Raw genomic sequence first — 19,935 nt, forward strand, 5'->3', positions numbered from 1 at the left:
CGAGCCTCACGAGCCACCGCCCGTCTGCTTCTGGCCGCCGTCGCCGGGCCGCGTGGGCATGTACTGCTCACACTTGGCGTGGGCGTCCTTCCACTTCTGGCTCTCCGGGTCCATGTCCCCGTTCTGGTCGCCCTCGATGCGGATGCCGCCTTCGGGCTGCGGGTCGGGGAAGTCGGGGTAGCCGTTCTCCCGCATGCACTGGGAGAACTTGCGCATCTTCTCGAGGTCTTCGTCGCTGAGCTTCGGCGGTTCACCGCCGTTGGGGAGGTGCTGCTTGCACTTCTCGTGTGCGGCCTGCATCTTCTCCCGGTCGACGGGTTCGGCGTCGCCCTTCGGCATGCCGAAGCTGACCCTGCCCTCGCCGTCGACCTGTGGATCGGGCATGTCGATGCCGTTGTCGCGCATGCACTGGGCGAACTTCGCGGTCTGCGCGGCGAGGTCGCCTTCGGACTGCGTTCCGGTGGTGGCCGAGGCCTTGCCGTCGCCGGCGGAAGCTACGCCTTCACCGTTGTTGTTCTCGCCGGCGCAGCCGGTGAGAAGCAGGAGGATGGCGGCGAGCGCCAATAGCGGTCGTCTCATGGTGGCGATTCCACGCGCCCGGCCATAAGACGGCCGTCAGCATCCGCTGGATGCAGGTGGCGCCGGCGGGCCATCCGACACGATTGAGCCGAGCCATCCCCGGGGCGACCCACCCCACGAACAACCCGGCCCGACTTCCGGCGTACTACGAGGTGAACCGGTCCTTCCTGATGGCGTCTGTGAATGTGCTCCAGGACGCTGCCGTGAACCTCAGAACCGGCCCTTCGGGGGTCTTCGAATCTCTAACCAGTACCGCTCCTTTCCCGTCCAGAGCCGCCTCCACGCACGACCCCGACTCGCACCGCGAACTTCGACGCCACTCCGGCTCAGATAAAGACGTCACGTGCGAACTCCTCACCCTGGTCCCCACCCAGCTGTCACGACCTCCGATGCCCGACCGACAGATTGTTTTCAGCGCCGGCAACCCGCCCTGCCGTACCGCTATCAGCGGTACGGCGGTTGCCGACGTTAAAAACGGTAGCAAGTCCGATGAGTTTGTGGTTATCACTTCTGCACCACGCGCCCCATCGGTCCTGAACATGGCGCATGCCTAGTCAAATCAGACAGGCCAACCGCCAGGTATCACATCGACATACGTCGCCGTCGGCATCTAATTGCCGCAATCTGCGGTACCGCAGATCGAAGTATGGCGATCACGCAAAGTGGCCGTCACACTACGCAGAAAGGGAGCCACATCCATTGGCGATCTTAGCTCTTTCCCTGCTGATCCCTGGGAGCCATCATGCGAACTCTCTACCGAGACGAGTCGGTCCACGTCACGGATCGAACGTTCAGCACCAGTGGTCGCGTTTCATCGTGCACGGAGATCACGAAATTGGATCATGTATATGTGGTCCGGGTACGGACCGCGTCCGGCATGCCGGTTCTCAGGCAGGTGTGGCCAGCCGCGGTCGCCGCCGGCGCCCTGATCGCGAGTGGAGCGTACGGCATGCACCACGGCGCACCGCCCCCGTTGTTCACCCTGCTCACGGCCCTGCTTACGGCAAATGTGGTGCTGACCATCTGCCGGCGGCGTGTCCGGCCGACGAACGAACTCTGGGCAGTGGTGGGCGACAAGCACGTTTGCATGTACCGGACAACCAACATTCAGGTGTTCGGGCAGGTCCGTCGAGCGGTCATTCGCGCGAGGGAAGCACAGCGACCCTGATTTAACAAGATGGACCGCGCGGCGACCCAGCGGTAACCTTTCATTGCAGCCGTACCTCAGTTAGCCGAACAGCTACCGGAGGGCTACATGTCGATCCAAGCACCGGCGGTAGCGCGACGTCGGCTCCGCTTGGCTCTTCGAAGACTCCGGGAAACGAAGGGCATGACGCAGGGTGAGGTCGCCAGCAAACTGGAATGGTCGCTGTCCAAGGTGAACCGGATCGAGATCGGCGACGTGACGGTCTCCAACACCGATCTCCAGGCTCTGCTCCGCCTCTTCGAGGTCGACGATCAAAACGCGATAGAAACGCTCTCGGGTCACTGCCGGAGTGCCCGCCAACGCGGGTGGTGGGACGAGCCGGCGTACCGGAGTCTGCTCCGCCCCACGACCATCGAACTCATGCAGTTCCAGAGTCAGGCTGCGACCATCTTCTCGTTTCACTCGGCGATCTTTCCCGGTGTGATTCAAACCCGGGCCTACGCCGAACACGTTCTCGCTTTCTGGGCCGGCGAGCTCTCCGACGAGGAGCGCGCCGCCAGGTTGGACGTGCGAATGAAGTGGCGGACGCATGTCTTCTCGCAGCCGCGCCCACCGCGCCACGTCCTCGTGGTCGACGAGTCGATCGTGGGCCGCGAGGTGGGCGGGCCGCACGTGATGATCGGCCAACTGCGGGAACTGCTGCCGAGTGGTCACGATCCCAACATCGACGTGCGGGTCCTTCCGTTGCGCGAGACCGCTTTCCTCGCGGCCGCCGCGCCTTTCATGCTGGTCGAGATGGGCGACGGCGACGCGATCCTGTACCGCGAGTCGTACCTGTCCGACGAGCTCGTCGACCATCCCGCGGTCATCAAGCGGTACCGGGAGGTCGTGGAACAGGTCCTCGACACGGCCCTCAGCGTCGAGGCGTCGGCTCGGCTCATCGAGGCGTGCGTCGCCGCTCTCGTCTCCTCGCTGGACCGGCGCTGAGCTTTACCCCGTTCTTACGGCTCGGGAGGGCAGTATTGGGCCGTGCGGGTGCTGGTGGTGGAGGACGAACGCCTCTTGGCCGACGCGATCGCGGAGGGCCTTCGTCGGGAGTCCCTCGCCGTCGACGTCGCGTATGACGGGGATGCGGCCCTCGAACGCATCGGGGTGAACGACTACGACGTCGTCGTGCTCGATCGGGATCTTCCGCACGTGCACGGTGACGACGTCTGTCGCGCCGTCGTCGACGCGGGTGCCACGGCGCGGGTGCTCATGCTCACGGCCGCGAGCGGGATCCGGGACCGCGTCGACGGGCTGGGCATCGGGGCCGACGACTACCTCGGCAAGCCGTTCGCGTTCGCCGAGCTCGTGGCGCGCGTGCGCGCCCTGGGACGGCGGGCCCGCCCGGCGGCGCCGCCCGTGCTCACCAGGGCCGGCGTGCGGCTCGATCCCGCCCGGCGGGAGGTGCGGCGCGACGACCGGCCGGTCGCGTTGTCACGCAAGGAGTTCGGCGTGCTGGAAGAACTGCTGCGGGCCGATGGCGCGGTGGTGAGCGCGGAGCATCTGTTGGAGAAGGTGTGGGACGAGAACATCGATCCGTTCACGAACGTCGTCCGGGTCACGATGATGACGCTGCGCCGCAAGCTCGGAGAACCCGGGTTGATCGACACCGTGCCCGGGTCGGGTTACCGGCTCCGGTAAGGCGCACGCGGCTCACCATCCGCACCCGGCTCACGCTCCTGTGGGGCGGCCTGTTCCTGGTCGCCGGCACGATCCTGCTCGGCCTCACCTACCTGCTGGTGCGCAACAGCCTGAAGGGTCCCGGCAGCGTCGCCTTCAAGGACACCCTCTCCGGACCGACGCAGACCGCCCCGCCGCCCGGCGCCGTCGGCAGTGCCGGTGTCACCGGTGTCGCCCCGAGCAACCAGCTGCTCCCCGACGAGTTCCGCAAGGTCGTCGTCCAGGGGCAGTTCGACGCGCTGAACAGCATGCTCCTGTGGGGTGCGGTCGCCCTGGCGATCGTGGCCCTCATCGGCATGGTGTTCGGCTGGCTCATGGCGGAACGCGCACTCCGTCCCCTCGCACGCATCACCGAGACGGCCCGGCGCGTCGCCGGCCGGAGCCTGCACGAACGCATCGCGCTCGACGGGCCGCGCGACGAGATCAAGGAGCTGGCCGACACGTTCGACTCGATGCTCGAACGGCTCGACCGGGCCTTCGACAGCCAGCGCCTGTTCGTCGGCAACGCCTCGCACGAGCTGCGCACCCCGCTGGCGATCAACCGGACGCTGATCGAGGTGGCCCTCGGCCGCGCCGACACGCCCGCGGAGGTGCGGGTGCTCGGCGACGCGCTGCTGACCGTCAACGCCCGGCAGGAGCGGCTCCTCGACGGTCTCCTCACGCTGGCGCAGTCGGAGCAGGAGCTCACCGTGTACGAGCCGGTCGACCTGGCCGACGTCGCCGACCACGTGCTCGACCAGACCCCGCTGAACAATCTGACGCTGCACCGGAACCTGGCGCCGGCGCCCACGATGGGCGATCCGGTGCTGCTCGAACGCGTGGTGCAGAACCTGGTGCAGAACGCGGTCGCCTACAACGTGCCCGACGGCTGGGTCGAGGTCGCCACCGACGCGGGCGGGATCACCGTGACGAACACCGGGCCGGTCGTGCCGGCGTACGACGTCCCGGCGCTGTTCGAACCGTTCCGGCGCCTGCGCGACCGGGTGGGGTCGGCGAAGGGAACGGGGCTCGGACTGTCGATCGTGCGGTCGGTGGCCCGGGCGCACGGCGGTTCGGTCACGGCGGTGCCGCGCGACGGCGGTGGGCTCGTGGTGCGCGTCACGCTCGAAAACTAACGACCGGTCGGTCGTAAATCGGTTAGGCTCCCCGCGTGGCGATCACCCAGCGGGGCGAACGGGCGCGGACCGCGATCCTCGAGACCGCGATGCTGCGCTCGACCATCGACGGCCTCGACGGGCTGAGCCTCGGAACCCTGGCCGCCGAGCTCAAGGTGAGCAAGGCCGGCCTGTTCGCCCACTTCCCGAACAAGGAGGCCCTCCAGCTCGCGGTGATCGACTACGCGGCCGGACACTTCCGCGCCGAGGTCGTGCTGCCCGCGCTGGCCGAGGAGAGCCGGCTGCTCCGGCTGTGGCGGGCGCACGAGCGGAACCTCGCCTGGAAGGGCATGAACCTGCCGGGCGGCTGCTTCTTCACCAACGCTCAGGTGGAGTTCGACGCGCGTCCCGGCCGGGTGCGCGACAGCCTCGTCACGTCGCTGGCCGACTGGATGGAGTTCCTCGTCCGGCTCGCCACCTCGGCCCGCGGCCACGGCGACCTGCTCCCCGACACCGACCCGGAACGGCTCGCGTTCGAGCTGCACGCGTTCGCCGCGGCCACGGCGTACCAGTCCCGGATGCTGCCCGACCGGTGCGGCATCGACCGCGCCCGCGCGGCCGGGCTGGGCCGCCTGCGGGCGGTGGCCACCGATCCGTCCCGACTTCCCGCGGAGGCATGAGTGATCGAGTACGTCGACGTCCACTTCGACGACCTTGACCTGATGGGCATCGTCCACAACGCCCGCTACGCGGTGATCATCGAGCGGGCGATCAGCGCGTTCTGGATCAGGCGCGGCTTCCCGTTCGACAGCTCGAAGGGCCTGCTCGCGGTCGCCGAGTTCACGATCAACTACCGGGTGCCGGTCACCCGGGTCGGCCCGGTCGGCGTGGAGTTCTGGATCGACCACCTCGGCACGTCGAGCGCCGTCTACGGCTACCGCGTGGTGTCCGACGGCGTCGTCCACGCCGACGGCAAGCGCGTCATGATCCAGCTCGACCCGACGACGCGCCGCCCGGCACCGTGGCCGGCCGAGACCCGGGCCGTCGCCGAGGAGCTAACGAAAGAACCCGCGCACCAGGGCTGAGCACTCCTCTTCCAGCACGCCGGCGTACACCTCGGGCCGGTGGTTCAACCGACGGTCGCGCACGACGTCCCATAAAGATCCGACCGCGCCCGTCTTCGGCTCCCACGCCCCGAACACGAGCGTGTCGATCCGTGCCAGCACCAGCGCGCCGGCGCACATCGTGCACGGTTCGAGCGTCACCACGAGGGTGCAGCCGCTCAGCCGCCACTCTCCGCGCCGCGCCGCCGCCTCGCGCAACGCCAGGACCTCGGCGTGCGCCGTCGGGTCGGCGTCGGCTTCGCGCCGGTTGCGCGCCGCGGCCAGCTCACGGCCGTCTTCGTCCAGAACAAGAGCGGCGACCGGTACGTCCTGCTCCCCGTCGGTCGGGTCAGGTGGCTGGGAAGCTATCTGCAACGCGCGGCGCATCCACTGCTCGTGGCGCGCCGCTCGCGTCATGCGTCTCTCAGCTCCTCGATCTCGTCGCCGCAGCCGACCAGTTGGCAGACCTCGGCGGTGACGTCCGAGGGCAGCATGCCCTCCCGGCCGCACAGGGCGAGCAGCCGGGGTGCCGGTACGCCGAGGTCGGAGAGCAGGTCGGCGTCGCCGACCGGGTCGGCGAGCTGCGGCCTGTCGTCGTCGGCGGGCGCCGCGTCGGCTTCGGGCAGGTCGATGTCGGCCAGCAGCACCGACCCGAGCCGCGACTCGCTGACGAACGCCGAGTCGCTGCCGAAGACCCGCAGGTCGTCGCCCTCGTCGAGGCGCACGATCGCCAGGAACGTGTCGTCGGACTCGACGAACAGCAGCGACACCTTCGCGTCCGGGTCGACGTCCCGGAGACGCTCGGCAACGTCGTCGACGTCGGCGGCGCCGGTGATGTCGAGCTCCGCGGCGGTCCAGCCATTCACATCACGAACAACAGCGGCGGCGAAATGAGACACGGGATACCTCGATGGGCGATTTGTCGGATCAGCGGGCTCCATTATGCGGGTGTTCCACCCCATCGAACCCAGCCAACGCGCCGACAACCCCGAGCCGCCTACCGGTGCCGGAACACCCGCTTGCCACCGCAGCGGCACCCGCCTGCCCGTGCGGCAGCACCTACCCGGGCTCCGCGGAGCGCCCCAGCGTGCGACTCGCCGCTACCAGAGCATCCATTCGCCGGCGAACGTGCCCAGCGCCACCACGAGGCCGGCAATGGCCAGCCCGAACCCGGTCGACACGGCCGCGCCGACGGCCACCGCCCGGTCACCGAACCGGGTGAGCACGGCGAGCACCGGCCACGCGAGCAGGGCGGCGATGATCGTCCACCAGAGGTAGCCCCGCGCCGAGGTGGCCAGCAGCCCGAAGAGCCCCATCCACAAGGTGCCGGCGAGCACCCCGATGGCGCCCTTCCCCGCCGTGACCGGCAGCAGCTCCCGGTAGACCGGCCGGGGCGCCTGTCCCCCGCCGAACGCGGAGGCCGCCTGCGGCGACCTGGCCGGAAACAACCCGGACGGCGGATGCCCTGGATACGCCCCGACAGGCATCGGCCGCGCCGGCGGCGGTGGCGCGGCGACCGTGGCACCGGGCCCGCCCCCGACCACCGGCCGGGATCCCGGATACCCGGCGGGCCGAGGCTGGACGGGCTGACCCGGTCGCCCAGGCTGGCCGAGGTACCCAGGCTGGCCGACGTGCCCAGGCTGACCCGGGTGCCCAGGCTGGCCCGGCCGGCCGAGGGCAGGCTGCGTCGCCGTGTGCTGAACGGCCGGCCCACCCACCGGCGGCCCCACCTGCGGACCGGGCATCGGCGGCTGCCCCGGCCGCATCGGCGGCCCGCCCGGACCCGGCGCCCGGAACTGCCCGGTCGGCGGCTCCCCACCCGGCGCCCGGAACTGACCCGTGTGCGGTGGCGGCCCGCCAGCCGGGAACTGCCCGGTCGGCGCGGGCGCACCCGGGCCCCGGAACTGCCCCGTCGGCGCGGGCGAACCCGGGCCCCGGAACTGCCCCGTCGGCGGCGGCGCGCCCGGACCGCGGAACTGCCCGGTGGGCGGCGGCCCGACGGTGGGGAACTGCCCGGTGGCACCCGGCCGCACCGGGTGGCCGGGAGGCGGCGATCCGTATCCGGCCGGCCGCCCGGGAGCAGGCGCCGGCCCACCCGGAGGTACCGGTGGACGCCCACCCGGGGGTGCCGGCGGACGCGGGCCAGCGGGCCAGCCCGGCTGGGCCGGCAACGGTCCCATTGGTCGGCGCCACTGCGGGGGCTGGGGCGGCGGACGTGTCTGGCCGGTCGACGGCTCGCCCGCGGGCGCCGTGCCGGCAGCGGCAGGGGTGGCGGACGGGCCGGGCCCGTCGGGCGTGGCCCACGTACCCGTTTCCGCCGTGCGGTCAGGCGTGCGGTCAGGCACGGAGTCAGATGGAGAGTCAGATGGGGGATCAGAGTTCGCGGGACCGCTCTGGCCGCCCGGCCGGATCGGCCGGTCCTGGCCCGCCACGTCCACTCCGTCCACCTGTCGAGCCTACCCGCAACACCACGCGTCGCACCGGGCATAGCATGGGCCGGGTGTTTCGCCGCCTGCTCGTCACCGTCGCGGTTGTGGGGGTCCTCGCCGGATGCTCCGACGGCGGTCCCACCGAACGGCCGCGCGCCGACGAAAGCGCGACGAACGCCGCGGCCGCCGCGGAAAAGAGCGCGCCGCCGAGCGCCAGCCGGAGCATGCCGCCCAGCGCGAGTGCGCCGGCCGCGGCCCCGCGGTACGTCTTTCCCGTCGACGGGCGCAACAGCTACGCACGCGAGCATCACGACTACCCGGCGTCGGACATCATCGCGGCCTGCGGGACGGTCGTGCGGGCGGTCACCGACGGGGTGGTGCTCGAGGTCAGCCGCGTCGACACGTTCGACAAGGCGACGTCCGGTGGTGGCGACCGCGGTGGACTGTCGGTCTCGATGGTCGGCGACGACGGGGTGCGGTACTACGGCTCGCACTTCTCCGTGATCGATCCGGTGGTGCAGCCGGGGGTGCGGGTCGCGGCGGGTTCGCGGCTCGGCCTCGTCGGCAAGACGGGCAACGCCAACAACACCTGCCACCTGCACCTCGGCATCTCGCCGGCCTGCGCCCGCACCGCCGACTGGTGGGTCCGGCGCGGCGTGGTCTGGCCGTGGCCGTACCTCGACGCGTGGAAGGCCGGCCAGCCGCGGTCGCCCGTCGCCGAGGTGTCGGCGTGGCAGGCGGGCCACGGCTGCCCGTCCCAGGCCCCCGACAACTGAGAACTAACGGAACACCGCGATCCGCTTCTGCGACCGGCCGTCGAGCATCGTGAACTCGCCGGCGGCCACGACGCCGACCTGCGCGTTCGCCACCAGCGCCAGCACGCCGCGGATGCCGTTGCCCTGCGGTGACCACGGCAGCAGCTTCCCGTCGACGTCCGTCGCGGCCAGCTTCACCCGGGAGACCGAGCCGTCCAGGCATACGCCGTGGTCGCCGTTGCGTGCCGTGCGGCAGACGTGATCGAAGTGCCCACCGATGTAGACGGTGTTGCCGAGGGCGGCGATCGCCTGCGCGTCTCCGTCTGTGGTGATGGCCCATTTCGCCACGCCGTTCAGCGTGTACGACACGGCACGGCCGCCACGCCCACCCAACGCGGCGTATACGCGGTCACCACTGACCGTCACACCCCACACGATGGAGTCGGGACGCGGACGGAAGCCCATGTCGACCGCGCCACCGTCGCGCTTGACGGCGATCAGCCGCGCCGTCGAACCGACGTCGTTCACGCGGTGGAACGCACCACCGAGATACACCCGGTCGCCACCGACAGCGAGCGCGTTCACGACGTCGTCGGTGCGCGCGGACCAGCCGGAGAGCGTGCGCGTCGCGAGGTCGATCGCCGCGACGTTGCCGCGCTTGACGCCGTTGACCGCGTTGAACACACCGGCCACGTACAACCGCCCGTGCCCTACCGCCAGCGCACGGGGCGATCCGCCGGAGACGCGGAACGACACGGGATCCAGCGCACCGGCGGCCGAGATGCGGGCCAGGCTGTCGCGTGGCTGTCCGTCGACGGTCTGGAAGTCACCACCGGCCCAGACCGACCCGTCGGGGTCGACGGCGACCGCGCGCACGGTGCGGTCGGCGGCGGGTGCCCAGTTCAGCAATGCACCGGTGGTGGCGTCGAAGGCGGCGAGCCGGGTGCGGACCGCCTGTTTACCTCTGACCACCGCGGAGTTGAACTCACCACCGACGTACACGACGTTGCCGGCGGTCGCGACCGCGTACACGGGACCGTTGAAGACCGGTGTCACCACCGGGTTCTCGGACACGGCGGCGTTCGCCGCTCCGGAGGCGACGACGCCGACGAGCGCGGCAACCGCCAAACCGGATAAACCGACCAAACGACTACGAACAGTCATGGGCACGACGCTATCCCCTCGAATCACCGTCAACGCCGACTCAACGAACGAGACCCCGTTCTGCTGTGCGGTGTGTCCGGACGGTGGACAACCCCTCACCCATCCGTCGGCGCGCTCGTTGGAGGCGGTGACCCGATCAGGGGTCGGGCTCCTCCCAGGAGCGGAAACATGGCACAGTTCGCAACGTGCGGGAGCGGGTCAGCGTTATCGGGTTGGGACTCATCGGCGGTTCGTTGGTTCGCGGACTGGCCGCGGCGGGTCACCACGCGCTCGGTTTCGACAGCAACCCCACCACCCGCGCCACCGCGCGCACCGCGGCGGCGAAGGCGCCGGAGAACTCGCGCTGGCAGGTCACCGCGTCGATTTCCGACGCGGCCGCGAACTCCGATGTCGTTGTAGTAGCCGTTCCGCTACCCGCCGTGTCGGGTGTGTTCGACGCGCTCGCGGCGACCGGGTTCAGCGGACTGGTCACCGACGTCACGTCGGTGAAGGGTGCGGTGCTCGATCTCGCGGCGAAGCACCTGCACACGGTCGGGCAGGCGCTGGCCGGGTTCGTACCCGGCCATCCGATGGCGGGCCGGGAGACGTCGGGTTTCACGGCGTCGGATGCCGCGCTGTTCAAGGGATGCGCGTGGGTGCTGTGTCTCGAGGAGCAGACCTCGCTCGGTGACTGGGTACGGCTGGCACGACTGCTCACCGACGGCCTCGGCGTGCGCGTCGTGCCGTCGACGGCCGCGGAGCACGACCGCGCGGTGGCCGCGGTCTCGCACGTCCCGCATCTTCTGGCGTCGGCGCTGGCCGGTCACGCGGCGAACGACCCGCTGGCCCTGACGCTCGGCGCCGGCTCGTTCCGCGACGGCACCCGCGTCGCCGCGAGCCGTCCGGCGCTCACCGCCGCGATGTGCGGCGGCAACGCCACCGCCACGAAGACCGCGCTCGATGCGATGATCGCCGATCTGCAGGCGGCCAGCGCCGCGCTCGACGGCACCGACCCGATCGCCGCGCTCGAACCGTGGCTCACCCCCGGCGCCGAGGCCAGGCTCGCGTGGCCGCCGACCGCCGGCGAGCCGCAGCGGCTGCCGGTCGACGCCAAGGCCCTGCGCGACCTCGGCCGCGCCGGCGGTTGGATCACCGCCGTGGCCGAGGACCATCGATCGGTCACGGCCGTCTTTCCCCATTCGACGTGACGCGCGCGCACCGGTTCGGGTACGGGAAGCTTCGCGCTCAGCCGAAGCGCAGCACCCGACGGTCGGTGACCACCGCGGTGACCAACGCGTGCGGCGTCACGTCGAACGCGGGGTTCACCGCGGGCAACCCACCGGCCACCTCCACGCCGTCGCGGTCCTCGATCTCCACCGCAGCACCGGTTGGCGTGTCGTTGTCCACAGTGGACTCCGGAGCGACCACGACGAACGGGATGCCGGCCGCCTTCGCGCCCAACGCGTGCGCGTAGGTGCCTATCTTGTTCACCACGTCGCCGTTGGCACACACCCGGTCGGCACCCAGCACCACCGCGTCGACCTCACCGCGCGCCATCAGGTACGGGCCTGCCCCGTCGACCGCGACGCGGAACGGAACACCCGCCCGCGACAGCTCCCACGCCGTGAGCCGCGCGCCCTGCAGCAGCGGCCGCGTCTCGCTCGCGATGACCCCGCCGAGCGTGCCGCGCTGGTGCATCTCCATCACCACACCGAGCGCCGTCCCACCGGTGACACACGCCAACCCGCCGGTGTTGCAGTGGGTCAGCAGCCGCGGCGACGCACCGCACAACTCGGCGAACAGGTCGGCTCCGCGCACGGCCATCGCCATCGACGACGCGATCTCCTCGTCGCGCACCGCCAGCGCCTCCGCGAGCACCGCGTCGAACCCGTGCGGCAGTTGGGCCGCCGCCCGCCGGGCGCCCCGCGCGAGGTTCACCGCGGTCGGCCGGGCCGTCTCCACCGAGCGGACCAGCTGGGCGGTGCGCGCCACGCTTCCACCGGTGGCCGCGGCGAGGGCCACACCCATCGCACCGGCCACACCGAGCGCGGGCGCCCCACGTACCGCCAACCGCCGCACCGCGCCGACCAGCTCCTCCACTGTGGACAGCCGCAGCGTCCGCAGCTCCGCCGGCAGGGCCGTCTGGTCGATGATCTCTACGGCGCCGTCCACCCAGTCGATCGTCCGCATGGGCCAACACTAAGCGGTCGGTACTAAGGTCCGTAGGCATGGCCAACCGTGATCCCGTCGCCGACCTGCGCCGCATCGCGTTCCTGCTGGAGCGGGCCCACGAGGCGACCTACCGCGTCCGCGCGTTCCGGGGCGCGGCGACCGCGCTGGCGGGCGTGCCCCGGGAGGAGATCGCGGCGCGGGCCGCGAACGGGAAGCTCACCGAGATCTCCGGTGTCGGCGCCGTCACGGCGCGTTGCGTCGTCGAGTCGCTGGCCGGCGAGGAGCCGGTGTACCTGCGCCGGCTGGTGGACACCGCCGGCACCGACCTCGACGAGTCGACCGCCGCGATGCGGGCCGCGCTCAAGGGCGACTGCCACAGCCACTCCGACTGGTCCGACGGCGGCTCGCCGATCGAGGAGATGGTGGCCGCCGCGATCGAGCTCGGCCACGAGTACCTCGTGCTCACCGACCACTCACCGCGGCTCACCGTGGCCCGCGGCCTCGACGCCGACCGGCTGCGCAAGCAGCTCGACGTCGTGGCCGCCATCAACGAGGGCCTGGCCGGTGTGACCCTCGACCGGCCGTTCCGGCTGCTGACCGGCATCGAGGTGGACATCCTCGCCGACGGCGGCCTCGACCAGGAGGACGAGCTGCTGGCGCGGCTCGACGTGGTGGTCGGCTCGGTCCACAGTGGACTCAAGGACGACGCGGGCACGATGACCCGCCGCATGGTCCGGGCCCTGGAGAACCCGCACCTCGACATCCTCGGTCACTGCACCGGCCGGCTGCTGCCGCGCTCGGAGCAGCCCGCCACGTCGGCGGCGCCGCCCGAGCAGGAGTTGGAGAAGGGCGGCGGCCGGGGCGGCGAGCGGGGTCGCCGGGGTGGCGGGCGCGGACGCGCGGAGAGCACGTTCGACGCCGACGTGGTGTTCGCCACGGCCGCCGAGCACGACAAGGCGATCGAGATCAACAGCCGGCCGGAGCGGCTCGACCCGCCCAAGCGCCTCCTCCGCACGGCGCTGGAGGCCGGCTGCCGGTTCACCATCGACACCGACGCGCACGCACCCGGTCAGCTCGACTGGCAGCGGTTCGGGTGCGAGCGCGCGGTGGCGTGCGCGGTGCCACCGGAGCGGATCGTGAACACCTGGCCACTCGACGATCTGCTGGCCTGGACGCGCGGGCATGAGGGAGGGTGAAGTCCGAAGGCGGCCCCGCCGAACCTCGCGTATGGTCGCGGCGTGGGAGCAATTGACGACATCGCGGACGGATACGTCGACCAGTGGGCGGTGCTGGAGCCCATCGGGGCGACGTACATCGGGATCGCCGGGTACGACGACAAGCTGAGCGATCTCTCGCCCGACGGTTTCGCCGCCCGCGCCGAGCTCGACCGGAAGACGCTGGCCGAGCTGAACCGCACGCAGCCCACCGACGAACGTGAACGCGTGGCCAAGGAGGCCATGGAGGAGCGTCTCGGGCTGGCCCTCGAACTGAACGACGCCGGCATGACCACGAGCGAGCTGAACGTCATCTCCAGCCCGCTGCACGCGGTGCGAAGCATCTTCGACCTGATGCCGCTCGCCGGCGAGGAGGCGGCCGCCAACATCGCCGCCCGCATGTCGGCCACCCCCTCCGCGCTGGCCGAGTGGCGGAACACGCTGCTGCTGGCCGCGCAGGCCGGCCACGTGGTGGCCCGGCACCAGATGCTCGAGGTCGCCAACCAGTGCGACATCTGGACCGACACCGCCGGCGACAACTTCTACCCGCTGCTCGTCGAGCGGGTCACCGCGGCGAACCCGGGGCTGTCCGCCGGCCTGGTCTCCGACCTGGAGCGCGGCGCCGCCGCGGCCCGCGAGGCCACTTCCGACGTCGCCCGCTTCCTGCGCAAGGACCTCGCCCCGCACGGCAAGGAGAACCAGGCCGTCGGCGTCGACGCCTACCGGCTGGCCTCGCGGCACTTCCTCGGCGCGTCGATAGACCTGCACGAGACCTACGAGTGGGGCTTCGAGGAGCTGGCCCGGCTCGAGTCGGAGATGCGCACGGTCGCCGACAAGATCGTGCCCGGTGGCACGGTCGACGACGCCGTGGTCGCGCTCGACGCCGAGCCGGCCCGCAACATCGAGGGCAAGGACGCGTTCCGCCGCTGGATGCAGGAGCTCGCCGACCAGGCCATCGCCGACCTGCACGGCACCCACTTCGACGTACCCGAGCCGGTGCGGCGCATCGAGTGCTGCATCGCGCCGACGTCGGACGGCGCGATCTACTACACCGGCCCGAGCGAGGACTTCACCCGGCCGGGCCAGATGTGGTGGGCGGTGCCGCTGGGCGTCACCACGTTCTCGACGTGGCGTGAGGTCACCACCGTCTACCACGAGGGTGTTCCCGGCCACCACCTGCAGGTGGCGCAGACGGCGTACCGGTCGGAGCTGCTCAACCGGTGGCAGCGGCTGCTGTGCTGGGTGTCCGGGCACGGTGAGGGCTGGGCGCTGTACGCCGAGCGGCTCATGGACGAGCTCGGCTACCTCGCCGACCCGGGCGACAAGCTCGGCATGCTCGACAGCCAGGCGTTCCGGGCGGCGCGCGTGGTCGTCGACCTCGGCATGCACCTGGAGCTGGAGATCCCCCGCGACAACCCGTTCGGCTTCCACCCCGGCGAGCGCTGGACGCCGCAGCTCGGCTGGGAGTTCATGCGCGCACACTGCCGGGTGCCCGACGAGAACCTGCGGTTCGAGCTCAACCGGTACCTCGGTTGGCCGGGCCAGGCGCCGTCGTACAAGGTCGGCGAGCGCATCTGGCTCGCGGCGCGCGACGCGGCGAAGGCCCGCAAGGGCGCCGACTTCGACCTGAAGAGCTTCCACGGCGACGCGCTGAACCTGGGATCGGTCGGCCTCGACGTGCTGCAGGCGAGTATCGCGCGGCTGTAGCGAACCTTGAGCGGCTACGGTGAGCGGCATGTTCTTCAAGGTGCTGCTGATCGTGATCCTGGTGCTGATCGCCCTGGTGATGGTTCGCATGATGCTCCTGCGCCGCGAACGCGGCCGTGAGCTGTTCGTCACCGAGGCGACCGGGCGCGCCCTTCCGCGCGTGGAGACCACGAAGCCGCGCACCGGAATCGACTCGTCGCCGCTGGAGCTCGAGGTGATCCGGCTCCTGGAGCAGCGCAAGAAGATCCAGGCGGTCAAGGTCGTGCGCGACCACACCAAGCTGGGCCTCAAGGAGGCCAAGGACCTCGTCGAGGAGGTCGAGCGCACCGGCCGCCTGAGGTTGCCGCCGCTGCCGCCGGTCCCGCACCTCGACGAGGTCGACGTGATGGACCGGGCCCGCGAGCTCAAGCGCGACGGCAAGGCGATCGAGGCGATCAAGCTGATCCGCCAGCACTCCAAGCTGGGCCTGAAGGAGGCGAAGGACCTCTACGACCGGCTCTGAACCACGCCGTCGTCCAGCACGTCGACCCGCGCCTCGGCCAGGTCGAAGTACATGCCGACCAGCCGCAGCCGGTCGGCGGCCAGGGCCCGCTCGACGCTCGGATAGGTGCGCAGGTGGTCCAGCTGACGACGGATGTTGGCCAGGCAGTGCTGCTTCTCGCAGTCGGTGTCGGGTAGGGCGCCGGCGGCACCGGCGTGGCGTAGCCAGCGGCCGAGGGCCGCGTCCTCGGCGGCCGAGGCGGCCATGAGCGCGCGGACCGCGCCGCAGCCGGAGTGCCCGCACACGGTGATGGTCGCGACGCCGAGCACGTCGACGGCGTACTCCACGGCGGCGCCGACGGAGTGGTCACCGGCGCCGTGCGGCGGCACGATGTTGCCGATGTTGCGCACGCAGAACAGGTCGCCCGGCCCGCTCGCCGTGATCAGGTTCGGAACGACCCGGGAGTCGGCGCAGGTGATGAACAGCTGCTGCGGCTGCTGACCCTTCGCGGCCAGGTCGGCGAGGTGCGGTCGGACGAGCGGCGCGACGCTCCGCTGGAACTCGTCGATACCGTTGGCCATGGCGCTGTCGGCGTGCCCCGCACGCCCGGCCTGCCCAGCCTGCCCGGTCTGCGCTGCCTGCCACTGTGACCACGACGCGAGAAACCGGGGCACGTGGGTGCTCTTCCCGTCGCCGAGCCGACCCGCGACGGCCCGGTGCAGCCACCCGTGGTGGAGCTCGTGGACCCGCACCGCGCCGCCGTCGCGCTCGTAGGTCTGCCGCCAGTCCTCGATCGCCTCGTAGGCGCCGTGGTCGAGGTAGTCCAGGCGCAGCTCGACGTCGACGGTCTGCCCCGGTGGCACCGTGCCGAGCTCGCGGGTCAGCCGCCCGGCGGTGACGAACGCCAGCGTGCCGGTGACCGTCACCAGCCACCGGCCGGTGCCGGCACCGGGACCGGGCCCCGTGCACCGGACGTCGCACCGGGCCAGCCGGTACACGGTGAGCACCAGCGCGACGGCGATGCCGAGCGCGACTCCGACCATGAGGTCGACGAACACCACGCCACCCGCGGTCACCAGGTAGACCGGCAGCTCCCGGTGCCGCGCGAACGTGCGCAGGTGGGCCAGGTCGACCAGCCGCACGCCGACGACCACCAGCACCGCGGCCAACGCCGACAGCGGGATCAGCTCGATCACGTCGGTGAAGAGCAGGACGAAGACCGCCACCCACACGCCGTGCAGCACCGTGGAGACCCGCGTCCGCGCGCCGGCCGCCACGTTCGCCGAGCTGCGCACGATCACGCCGGTGACCGGCAGCCCGCCCAGGGCGCCCGAGACCAGGTTCGCCGTGCCCTGCGCCACCAGTTCCCGGTTGAGGTTCGCCCGCGGCCCGTCGTGCAGCTTGTCGACCGCCACCGCCGACAGCAGCGACTCCACGCTGGCGACGAGCGCGATCGTGACGACGGCGACCAGCACCTCGGCCACCGGCGCGTCGGGCCACCGCGGGAGCACCATCCGGGTCAGCGGCGCCTCGGAGAGCGCGACCCGGGGCAGGTCCAGGCCGGCGACGGTCGCAGTCACCGTCGCCGCGACCACGGCGATCAGCGCGGCCGGCAGCAGCGACACCTTCACCAGCCGCGGCCACAGCACGAGCACCGCCACGGTCAGCGCGCCGATCGCCACCGACCCGTCGTGGTGGCCCAGAACCTGGCCGGGAAGCTCGCGCAGGTTGTCCAGCGGCGAGCTGAGCGCCGCACCGCCGAGCACCACGTGCACCTGACCGATGACGATCACGATGCCGATGCCGGCCAGCATGCCGTGCACCACGGCCGGCGAGAGCGCCAACGCGGCCCGTCCGAGCCGCGACAGGCCGAGGCCGATCTGCACGGCGCCGGCCATCGCGACGATCGCCACGGTGCCCGCCCACCCGAACTCCAGCACCGTTCCGGCCACGATCACCGTGAGCCCCGCGGCCGGCCCGCTGACCTGCAGCGGCGCGCCGCTGATGGCCCCGGCCACGATCCCGCCGACCACGGCCGCGAGCAGCCCCGCGAACAGGGGCGCGCCGGAGGCCGCGGCGATACCCAGCGAGAGGGGAATCGCGATCAGGAACACCACCAGCGACGCCGGCAGGTCGTGGCGCAGCACGGATCGGAGAGACGACATCGCCACAGAATGCCTGCTTGATCCGCTTATATGCGGACAATTTACCTACTGGATCGCTGGCAGTTTCCTGCTGTAAATCCGGTCGCCCGGAGACCGCCCGACAGGCACGATCGTCCCGTGCCGCCACCACACGGATTCGACTACACGACGCGCGGCGACGGCGCGGTGGTCATCACCCACCACGGCCGCCCCGCCACCACGCTGCGCGGCCCGCGCGCCGCCGAGTTCCTCGCCGAGGTCGACAGCGGCCCCGGCGATGGCAGCGACCAGGAGGTCATGGCCCGCTGGACGGGCAACTACCGCCACGGCAACGAGCGCCAGGCCCGGAACCACCCGCGGAACCAGGGCCGCTAGACCAGGCCCGATCAGAGAAGACCCAGCTTGAACACCTCGAAGATGGCGCCGTACCTGGTGCCCAGCCGGGTGCCGGTCTGCCGGGCGAACCCTTCGAGGAACTCCTCCGCGTCGAAGTCGCCCGAGCCGAGGCCGCGCAGGTAGGCGGCGTGCGCCTCGAGCGACCGCACACCCAGGTCGAACGTGGCGGTGGTGTCGACGCCGTGCTTGGCCCGGAACGACCCGGAGGCCCACACCTGGGCGACCCCGCCCCAGCGCTCCAGGCCCTCCTCCTCGATCTGCTCGCGGAACACCCAGCGGTTGCCGGCGTCGCGGGCCGCGTCGAGCACCGCGCGGCCGGTGACGATGTGGTCGGACATGTTGAGGTTCTCGCCCTCGGGGTCCCAGCTGTCGCGGAAGCTGCCGGTGATGACGACCTCCGGCTTGTACTTCCGGATCACCCGCGTGATCTCGCGGCGCAGCGGCACCCCGTACTCGAGCACGCCGTCGGGCAGCCCGAGGAAGTCGACCTGGGACACCCCGACGATCCGGGCCGACTCGCGCTGCTCCTCCTCACGTAGCGGACCGGCCTCCGCCGGGTCCATGCCGTCGATGCCGGCCTCGCCGCTGGTGAGCAGGCAGTACACGATCTCCTTGCCCTGTGCGGTCCACCGGGCGATCGCGGCGGCGGCACCGAACTCCAGGTCGTCGGGGTGGGCCACCACGGCCAGGCCGCGCTGCCAGTTCTCGTCGAGCGGCTGCAACGGGTCGGGCACGGCGGGCGCGTCAGAAGTCATGCGTCCATCCTCATGCACGAGGGGACGTGCTCACGCACGTCCCCTCGGATTGGAAAGAGCGCGACCTACCGGCGGACGGCGACCACCGTGAACGTGGCCGTCTCCGGCGCCGGGATGCCGAAGCGGGCGTTCGGCAGGTAGAGCCGGTCACCGAACCTGGCGACAGTGGTCGGCACGTCGAAGCCCGGGTCGGTGATCGTGCCCGTGACCGTGCCGACGGTTCCGGACCGGTTGAGGGCGATCACGGTGATCCGGTTGAGCCGGTTCTGCACGACGTACAGCTTGCGGCCGTCGAGGAGCAGGCCATCGCCGTTGACCAGCGACTCCACCGGGATGTCGAGCTTCGTGGCGGCACCGGTGCGCGGGTCGATCCGCCACAGGGCACCGGGGTTCGACTGCACCACGAGGAGGGCGCGGCCGTCGGGCGTGCGGGCGATGCCGTTGGCGTTGTTGACCGTGGGGTCGATCGGCATACCGGTGACGGTCAGCGTCTCGAACGTGGCCGCCGGCCGGCCGTGGCGGATCGGCACCTTGTAGAGCACCGCGCGGCGCGAGTCGGTGAACCACGCGGCGTCGGGGGTGAGCACCACGTCGTTCACGAACGTGGGCGTCGCGGTGGTGAACTGGTAGGTCTGCTTCACCGCGCCCGTGCGGGCGTCGACGACACGGCCGTTGCCGCCGGAGCCGCCGGCCACGTAGAGCAGGCCGCGCTGGTCGCTCTTCAGGCCCACCGACGGCGCGGTCGGGCCGCCGCCCGCGCTGATCGTGCGGCCCTTGCCGGTGGCGAGGTCGACGCGGTAGATGGACCCGTCGGCGAGCGAGCCCAGGTACGCGACGGCACCGGGGCCGGTGGTGATGCCCTCGGGGCGGAAGCCGACTGGCAGGGTGATCGTCGTCGGGAACGAGCCGGGCTTCGAACCGTGTGCTGAGGCGGAGGTTGCCGGAACGAGGGCGATGCCAGCGACGATCGTCGCCGCGGCCATCACCCGGAGGGTACGTTTCATCGGCGTGCGTCCTTCCGAGATGTCGGATTTGTTCGGCTCTCGAGGAGGTACCACAGCCAGCATTACCGCGGTGATCGAACGCCAGCA

Annotated in this window: 21 protein-coding genes and 2 pseudogenes; 13 read left to right on the forward strand and 10 right to left on the reverse strand. The window is 71.3% G+C overall.

Features of this window, described 5'->3' with window-relative positions:
* Nucleotides 1-6 precede the first annotated feature (6 nt).
* Nucleotides 7-579: a hypothetical protein gene (locus Voc01_RS02890; RefSeq protein WP_203925654.1), complete on the reverse strand. Its 573-nt coding sequence runs from the start codon at nt 577-579 to the stop codon at nt 7-9.
* Between the two features lie 145 nt (nt 580-724).
* Nucleotides 725-1,120 (reverse strand): DUF397 domain-containing protein, encoded by a 396-nt coding sequence (locus Voc01_RS54405; RefSeq protein WP_203925655.1) that lies wholly within the window; start codon nt 1,118-1,120, stop codon nt 725-727.
* 201 nt (nt 1,121-1,321) lie between these two features.
* Here Voc01_RS54405 and Voc01_RS54555 point away from each other — a divergent pair, with 201 nt between their 5' ends.
* The 6 genes from Voc01_RS54555 (at nt 1,322) to Voc01_RS02920 (ending at nt 5,630) form a co-directional block, all read left to right on the forward strand.
* The gene (locus Voc01_RS54555; RefSeq protein ID WP_373873780.1) at nt 1,322-1,747 is read left to right on the forward strand and encodes a DUF6232 family protein; all 426 of its coding nucleotides are present in this window, start codon (nt 1,322-1,324) and stop codon (nt 1,745-1,747) included.
* A gap of 87 nt (nt 1,748-1,834) precedes the next feature.
* Nucleotides 1,835-2,713, forward strand: coding sequence for a helix-turn-helix domain-containing protein (locus Voc01_RS02900; protein ID WP_275423682.1), 879 nt, complete (start codon nt 1,835-1,837; stop codon nt 2,711-2,713).
* 42 nt (nt 2,714-2,755) lie between these two features.
* Complete coding sequence (locus Voc01_RS02905; protein WP_203925657.1) at nt 2,756-3,412, forward strand: response regulator transcription factor; 657 nt, start codon at nt 2,756-2,758, stop codon at nt 3,410-3,412.
* Between the two features lie 98 nt (nt 3,413-3,510).
* Nucleotides 3,511-4,566, forward strand: coding sequence for a sensor histidine kinase (locus Voc01_RS02910; RefSeq protein WP_373873781.1), 1,056 nt, complete (start codon nt 3,511-3,513; stop codon nt 4,564-4,566).
* A gap of 35 nt (nt 4,567-4,601) precedes the next feature.
* Nucleotides 4,602-5,225 carry a TetR/AcrR family transcriptional regulator gene (locus Voc01_RS02915; protein ID WP_239159898.1) on the forward strand — a complete coding sequence of 208 codons (624 nt, stop codon included), beginning with the start codon at nt 4,602-4,604 and terminating at the stop codon, nt 5,223-5,225.
* On the forward strand, nt 5,226-5,630 hold the full coding sequence (locus tag Voc01_RS02920; protein ID WP_239159899.1) for an acyl-CoA thioesterase: 405 nt from the start codon (nt 5,226-5,228) through the stop codon (nt 5,628-5,630).
* On the opposite strand, the gene tadA is transcribed toward Voc01_RS02920, so the two are convergent.
* The 3 genes from tadA to Voc01_RS02935 form a co-directional block, all read right to left on the reverse strand.
* Nucleotides 5,601-6,065 carry a tRNA adenosine(34) deaminase TadA gene (gene tadA / locus Voc01_RS02925; RefSeq protein ID WP_203925658.1) on the reverse strand — a complete coding sequence of 155 codons (465 nt, stop codon included), beginning with the start codon at nt 6,063-6,065 and terminating at the stop codon, nt 5,601-5,603. The genes Voc01_RS02920 and tadA overlap by 30 nt on opposite strands.
* A complete protein-coding gene (locus tag Voc01_RS02930; protein WP_203925659.1) occupies nt 6,062-6,547 on the reverse strand; it encodes a tRNA adenosine deaminase-associated protein in 486 nt (161 codons plus the stop codon). Before Voc01_RS02930 ends, tadA begins: the two co-directional genes overlap by 4 nt.
* Nucleotides 6,548-6,748: 201 nt before the next feature.
* Nucleotides 6,749-7,096, reverse strand: a complete 348-nt coding sequence (locus Voc01_RS02935) for a hypothetical protein (RefSeq protein ID WP_203925660.1) — start codon at nt 7,094-7,096, stop codon at nt 6,749-6,751.
* Between the two features lie 1,043 nt (nt 7,097-8,139).
* On the opposite strand from Voc01_RS02935, the gene Voc01_RS02940 reads away from it, so the two are divergent.
* The gene (locus Voc01_RS02940; RefSeq protein WP_203925661.1) at nt 8,140-8,853 is read left to right on the forward strand and encodes a M23 family metallopeptidase; all 714 of its coding nucleotides are present in this window, start codon (nt 8,140-8,142) and stop codon (nt 8,851-8,853) included.
* Between the two features lie 3 nt (nt 8,854-8,856).
* On the opposite strand, the gene Voc01_RS02945 is transcribed toward Voc01_RS02940, so the two are convergent.
* Complete coding sequence (locus tag Voc01_RS02945) at nt 8,857-9,996, reverse strand: NHL repeat-containing protein (RefSeq protein WP_203925662.1); 1,140 nt, start codon at nt 9,994-9,996, stop codon at nt 8,857-8,859.
* Nucleotides 9,997-10,172: 176 nt separating this feature from the next.
* Here Voc01_RS02945 and Voc01_RS54560 point away from each other — a divergent pair.
* Both Voc01_RS54560 and Voc01_RS54565 read left to right on the forward strand, forming a co-directional pair.
* Nucleotides 10,173-10,706: pseudogene (locus Voc01_RS54560) on the forward strand (prephenate dehydrogenase/arogenate dehydrogenase family protein); the annotation flags it as partial.
* A 9-nt stretch (nt 10,707-10,715) separates the two neighbouring features.
* Nucleotides 10,716-11,183: a prephenate dehydrogenase dimerization domain-containing protein gene (locus tag Voc01_RS54565; protein ID WP_373873782.1), complete on the forward strand. Its 468-nt coding sequence runs from the start codon at nt 10,716-10,718 to the stop codon at nt 11,181-11,183.
* A gap of 37 nt (nt 11,184-11,220) precedes the next feature.
* Here the strand turns inward: Voc01_RS54565 and mtnA are convergent, their stop codons facing one another.
* Nucleotides 11,221-12,165 (reverse strand): S-methyl-5-thioribose-1-phosphate isomerase, encoded by a 945-nt coding sequence (mtnA, locus tag Voc01_RS02955; RefSeq protein WP_203925664.1) that lies wholly within the window; start codon nt 12,163-12,165, stop codon nt 11,221-11,223.
* 38 nt (nt 12,166-12,203) lie between these two features.
* Between mtnA and Voc01_RS02960 the strand changes: the two genes are divergently transcribed.
* The 3 genes and pseudogenes from Voc01_RS02960 to Voc01_RS54410 all read left to right on the forward strand — a co-directional run.
* Nucleotides 12,204-13,343 carry a PHP domain-containing protein gene (locus Voc01_RS02960; protein ID WP_203925665.1) on the forward strand — a complete coding sequence of 380 codons (1,140 nt, stop codon included), beginning with the start codon at nt 12,204-12,206 and terminating at the stop codon, nt 13,341-13,343.
* 42 nt (nt 13,344-13,385) lie between these two features.
* Entirely contained in the window at nt 13,386-15,068 is a 1,683-nt protein-coding gene (locus Voc01_RS02965) for a DUF885 domain-containing protein (RefSeq protein ID WP_203925666.1), read from the forward strand.
* A gap of 28 nt (nt 15,069-15,096) precedes the next feature.
* A pseudogene (locus Voc01_RS54410) lies at nt 15,097-15,381 on the forward strand (ribosomal protein L7/L12); the annotation flags it as partial.
* A gap of 173 nt (nt 15,382-15,554) precedes the next feature.
* Here Voc01_RS54410 and Voc01_RS02975 read toward each other — a convergent pair.
* Nucleotides 15,555-17,714, reverse strand: a complete 2,160-nt coding sequence (locus tag Voc01_RS02975; protein ID WP_203925667.1) for a bifunctional SulP family inorganic anion transporter/carbonic anhydrase — start codon at nt 17,712-17,714, stop codon at nt 15,555-15,557.
* A gap of 117 nt (nt 17,715-17,831) precedes the next feature.
* Between Voc01_RS02975 and Voc01_RS02980 the strand changes: the two genes are divergently transcribed.
* Nucleotides 17,832-18,068, forward strand: coding sequence for a hypothetical protein (locus Voc01_RS02980; protein WP_203925668.1), 237 nt, complete (start codon nt 17,832-17,834; stop codon nt 18,066-18,068).
* Between the two features lie 11 nt (nt 18,069-18,079).
* Here the strand turns inward: Voc01_RS02980 and Voc01_RS02985 are convergent, their stop codons facing one another.
* Complete coding sequence (locus tag Voc01_RS02985; RefSeq protein ID WP_203925669.1) at nt 18,080-18,844, reverse strand: PIG-L deacetylase family protein; 765 nt, start codon at nt 18,842-18,844, stop codon at nt 18,080-18,082.
* 65 nt (nt 18,845-18,909) lie between these two features.
* Nucleotides 18,910-19,848, reverse strand: a complete 939-nt coding sequence (locus Voc01_RS02990; RefSeq protein ID WP_203925670.1) for an SMP-30/gluconolactonase/LRE family protein — start codon at nt 19,846-19,848, stop codon at nt 18,910-18,912.
* Nucleotides 19,849-19,935 lie beyond the last annotated feature (87 nt).

The sequence above is a fragment of the Virgisporangium ochraceum genome, from assembly GCF_016863655.1.
GTDB lineage: Bacteria > Actinomycetota > Actinomycetes > Mycobacteriales > Micromonosporaceae > Virgisporangium > Virgisporangium ochraceum.

Coding starts and splice junctions, on each gene's coding strand:
- Voc01_RS02890 (WP_203925654.1), bottom strand. CDS start 579: ATGAGACGACCGCTATTGGCGCTCGCCGCCATCCTCCTGCTTCTCACC.
- Voc01_RS54405 (WP_203925655.1), bottom strand. CDS start 1,120: ATGTTCAGGACCGATGGGGCGCGTGGTGCAGAAGTGATAACCACAAAC.
- Voc01_RS54555 (WP_373873780.1), top strand. CDS start 1,322: ATGCGAACTCTCTACCGAGACGAGTCGGTCCACGTCACGGATCGAACG.
- Voc01_RS02900 (WP_275423682.1), top strand. CDS start 1,835: ATGTCGATCCAAGCACCGGCGGTAGCGCGACGTCGGCTCCGCTTGGCT.
- tadA (WP_203925658.1), bottom strand. CDS start 6,065: ATGACGCGAGCGGCGCGCCACGAGCAGTGGATGCGCCGCGCGTTGCAG.
- Voc01_RS02940 (WP_203925661.1), top strand. CDS start 8,140: ATGGGCCGGGTGTTTCGCCGCCTGCTCGTCACCGTCGCGGTTGTGGGG.
- Voc01_RS02945 (WP_203925662.1), bottom strand. CDS start 9,996: ATGACTGTTCGTAGTCGTTTGGTCGGTTTATCCGGTTTGGCGGTTGCC.
- mtnA (WP_203925664.1), bottom strand. CDS start 12,165: ATGCGGACGATCGACTGGGTGGACGGCGCCGTAGAGATCATCGACCAG.
- Voc01_RS02960 (WP_203925665.1), top strand. CDS start 12,204: ATGGCCAACCGTGATCCCGTCGCCGACCTGCGCCGCATCGCGTTCCTG.
- Voc01_RS02975 (WP_203925667.1), bottom strand. CDS start 17,714: ATGTCGTCTCTCCGATCCGTGCTGCGCCACGACCTGCCGGCGTCGCTG.
- Voc01_RS02985 (WP_203925669.1), bottom strand. CDS start 18,844: ATGACTTCTGACGCGCCCGCCGTGCCCGACCCGTTGCAGCCGCTCGAC.
- Voc01_RS02990 (WP_203925670.1), bottom strand. CDS start 19,848: ATGAAACGTACCCTCCGGGTGATGGCCGCGGCGACGATCGTCGCTGGC.